Origin of the sequence: Chloroflexus sp. (assembly GCF_034432675.1) — a bacterium.
Taxonomy (GTDB): Bacteria; Chloroflexota; Chloroflexia; order Chloroflexales; family Chloroflexaceae; genus Chloroflexus.
Map to the genome: position 1 here is coordinate 1 of NZ_DAOUBI010000178.1, position 2,733 is coordinate 2,733.

Annotated in this window: 2 protein-coding genes; both read left to right on the forward strand. The window is 57.0% G+C overall.

Translation table 11 applies throughout. The annotated features are described in order from the left end of the window. Positions 1 to 611 precede the first annotated feature (611 nt). Positions 612 to 1,316 carry a FadR/GntR family transcriptional regulator gene (locus VAE55_RS13455; RefSeq protein ID WP_322816285.1) on the forward strand — a complete coding sequence of 235 codons (705 nt, stop codon included), beginning with the start codon at positions 612 to 614 and terminating at the stop codon, positions 1,314 to 1,316. Positions 1,317 to 1,513: 197 nt separating this feature from the next. Then, on the forward strand, positions 1,514 to 2,272 hold the full coding sequence (locus VAE55_RS13460; RefSeq protein ID WP_322816286.1) for a sulfite exporter TauE/SafE family protein: 759 nt from the start codon (positions 1,514 to 1,516) through the stop codon (positions 2,270 to 2,272). The last annotated feature ends 461 nt before the right edge of the window (positions 2,273 to 2,733 follow it).

The window sequence follows — 2,733 nt, forward strand, 5'->3', positions numbered from 1 at the left end:
AGGTACGCTGCACAATGTTGTGCGCAGCGTCGTGCTGTTCATCATCGCAGGTAGTCTTTCGTGGCCTGCTCACAGGGTAGGTGGCAACTTGGGTTATTGTACGAGAAAGGAACGGCCAATACGCATCTCCAGCCCGACGAGCACTGAATAGCACGGCATCATTATTGATTATCAAATACGGTACACGACCGGTCGCACGGTGATCTGCGGGTGTCCGATCCATCCACGAGTAGTCATGATTATTATGTCAAGTTTAACAGGGTAGAAATCATGGCCCACCAGCTAACGATAACCCTGATGCTGTGCCTGAACGATGTGCCGTCGGACGTCAGCGCTGGTATGATAGGGGTCGTAGGGGCACGGCATGCCGTGCCCCTACTGCCACGCCAACAGCAACATAATAGTGCATCGCCAGGGCACAACAGGAACGCTTTTGCTGGGGATGGGAACAACCGGTGCAAACCTCACCACGATTGACCTTGAGGTTGAGGTGATGACTGCGCAGATACGACGATGGGAACAACCGGTGCAAGCTTCACCACAATTGACAGCCTGCTGATCATCACGTATACTAAAACATCAGATGATATGATCTTTAGGCAGGAGTAATCATGTCAATTAGCAGACAACCGCTCGTTGAACAAGTAATCGAACACCTCCGACAGCAGGTTCAGGCACAGGTGTATCCGGTAGGCAGCCGCTTACCACCGGAGCCACAACTGATGGCACAACTCGGCGTTGGGCGTTCGACGGTGCGCGAAGCGATTCGGGCCTTGGCCCACGAAGGGTTGCTGGAAGTTCACCAGGGCGATGGCACCTACGTGCGCACAGCGGTCACGACAGAACCGTTAGCAGCACGTCTGCGCCAAGCTAAAGTGCAGGAGGTTCACGAGGTTCGGCGGGCGCTCGAACTGGAAGTGGTTGCCCTGGCCGCCGAGCGGCGCAGCACCGATGATCTGGCAATGATCCGGCACTGGCTGGCAGTGCGTACCACCGCGCTGGCAAACGGTGATACCACTGCGGCACTCAATGCCGACATTGAATTGCACTGCGCGATTGCTGGTGCCACGCAGAATGCAATGCTCCGTGATCTGTATCGGATATTTGCCGTTACCCTGCGCGATGCGCTGGGTGTGCTGTGGGATGTCACGGCACCGGCCCGCGATGACCATTCCCACGCCGATCTGGTGGCGGCCATCGAAGCCGGCGATGCTAAAATTGCCATTGCGGTGACCCGCCAGATTCTGGCTCGCCACGAAGCGACAATTTATCGCTACGGCGCAGAGGAAGCGCACAGGCAGGGAGCTGAACGGTAGAACAAGCAGGGAAAGGCGGTATGGCGCTGAACACCACTCACCAACCGACAGGCATGTACTCCCTGCTGACGACAGCACCGGCAGGCACAGGCAGACCGCAGTCGGTTGTTGTGCTACGCCAGCGTTGCAGATACGTCACTATTTTTTATCGTTCTTAAACATCAGATCATCAGATGAATTGAAAGGTATTGTGTACTATGGACGTGTTCGATCTCGGTTTGATCTTTGGCGCAGCACTGCTAGCTGGTGCACTCAATGCCATTGCCGGCGGCGGTAGCTTCTTTTCGTTCCCGGCTCTGCTGGTGGCCGGCGTACCACCGATTGTCGCCAATGCTACGAACGCGCTGGCTCTCTGGCCGGGAACGCTGGCCAGTGTTGGTGCGTACCGGCAGGAACTGCACGGTCAGCAACGCGACATCTGGCTCTTCAGCGGGCTGAGTCTGATCGGTGGATTGGTTGGGGCGATTCTGTTGCTCTATACCGACGAGCGACAATTTACAGCCTTGATCCCCTATCTGTTGCTTTTTGCGACCCTGATCTTTACGTTTAGTCCGCAGATCACGCGCTTGACCCGTTACGTTGCAGGCACCCATGGCGGTAGTCAGCACTTGCTAGTTGTGATCACCTATGTCGCGATTGCCGTTTACGGCGGCTTCTTTGGTGCCGGGTTGGGCATATTGACCCTGGCAGCTCTGTCGTTGCTTGGCTACGACAATATCCATCGGATGAACGCACTGAAGACTCTGCAGGCCGCGCTGGTGAATGGGATCGCGGTCGTGACCTTCGTTGCCACCGGTCTGATTGCCTGGATGCCAGCACTAGTAATGATTGGCGGCGCAATTGTTGGTGGTTACGGCGGTGCGGCAATCGCACGGCGGATTGATGCCGGTTGGGTGCGAACTGCCGTGGTCTGGTTGAGTATCGGGCTTACGATCTGGTTTTTCGTGCGTGGGTAGAAGTTATCACATTAACTACTGACAGACGCCATAATCGTGACAAGTCCACCCAGCATCCCCATGATCAGCAGGGTCAACGTCATAACACGCGCCGGATCGTGATCACGGTTACGGTTGGAGAGCTGCATGACTGCCGTACGCCAAACGTCGCGACACGCCTCCACCCTCACCCACCCTCGCTGGGCTATACATTACCCACATGTCACCCTGCGTTAGATCAGGCTGCAAGCGCTCCCCGTGGCGCAGGCTTCCAGCCTGCGTGGAGGCATCCTCTCCACTGCCGTCAGGGGCTGGCCGTGGCCGCTGGTGCGCAGGTACGAATCTTTTGCAACATACCCGTCTACGCGCAGGGATCGCATGCATGCCTGACGGACGCGATGATCGGCACGATCCCATCCAGCATCGCCGTGACCAGCCGGGTCAACCGTATGCCACGCACCGGATCGTAAGCACGGCTGGGC

What these genes read in the sequence shown, in the direction of transcription:
- VAE55_RS13455 (WP_322816285.1), top strand. Translation starts at nt 612, where the DNA reads ATGTCAATTAGCAGACAACCGCTCGTTGAACAAGTAATCGAACACCTC.
- VAE55_RS13460 (WP_322816286.1), top strand. Translation starts at nt 1,514, where the DNA reads ATGGACGTGTTCGATCTCGGTTTGATCTTTGGCGCAGCACTGCTAGCT.